Source organism: Aerococcus sp. L_32 (assembly GCF_050689315.1).
In genome coordinates this window covers 1-861 of the sequence record NZ_JBOEQF010000764.1, presented here as the reverse complement: position 1 = coordinate 861, position 861 = coordinate 1, and the positions used below count along the sequence as shown (strand labels likewise).

Sequence of the window (861 nt, the reverse complement as noted above, 5' to 3'; positions counted from 1 at the left end):
TCCTAATGTAACGGCCAACCATCAGGAAATGAATGCCCGCTCGCTAGTGAAGCATGACGGAGCCCGCATGATTTTAGAAAATGACTTAAATGTCGAGGGATTTCTAGCTGAAATTGATGATTTAATGGCTGACAAAAATGAACGAGACCGAATTGCGACGAATGCCCTGAACCAAGGGGTGCCAGATGCGGGGGACCGTTTAATCAAGATCATTGAAACCCTTGTGAAATAGGAAGTCCTTTTTCCAAATAATATAGATAGAAAGGGGGCGTGATGATGGATTGGGAAGAAGAAGAGCGCATTCGCCAAGAGAAACGCGAGAGAAGACGTCGTTTGCATGAAAAATTAGCTGAAAATGCTCGGACAGATGTCGCCAGAAGGCAAGATAAAAGTGCTAACAAGTCAAACCAAGATGCAGTGCAAAATGGTGTGGATAGCAGTCGTCAAGACGAAGACCAGGACCAAGCTAAGCTTGAAGAGAAACAAGCAGCGTCAAATATAAATAAACAAAAAAGTAGCAAGCAAAAACCTGTGAAGAAAAAAGCAAAACAAAAAGCCAAGTGGCGATTGCCTAAATTCAATATAAAAGGCAAAGGGAATTCGAAGAAACAAAAGCAAGGCCGAGCAGGCAAGCAAAAGCAACTGGTGACAAGTAATCAGGAGATGCCTCCAGTTAAAAAGGTAAAAAAAAGTGGACCAACTAACTGGAAGAAAATGGTCCTATTATTATTACCATTTGTAATTGCATTATTTGTGGCTGGTTACTATGCTTCCCCGCTTAATCATGTGGCTTCAATCACTGTGGAAGGTGTGGAGGATACAGAAAGTGTGAATTTATACCCCCTAAATGAAGGAATGTCA

1 protein-coding gene and 1 pseudogene are annotated in these 861 nt (G+C 41.8%); both read left to right on the top strand.

What is annotated here, in order from left to right:
• Window positions 1-232: glycosyltransferase (locus tag ACRCJ0_RS16295; protein WP_431391208.1), on the top strand; the 232-nt coding region annotated here is incomplete at its 5' end.
• Window positions 233-273: 41 nt separating this feature from the next.
• Window positions 274-861: pseudogene (locus ACRCJ0_RS16290) on the top strand (cell division protein FtsQ/DivIB); the annotation flags it as partial.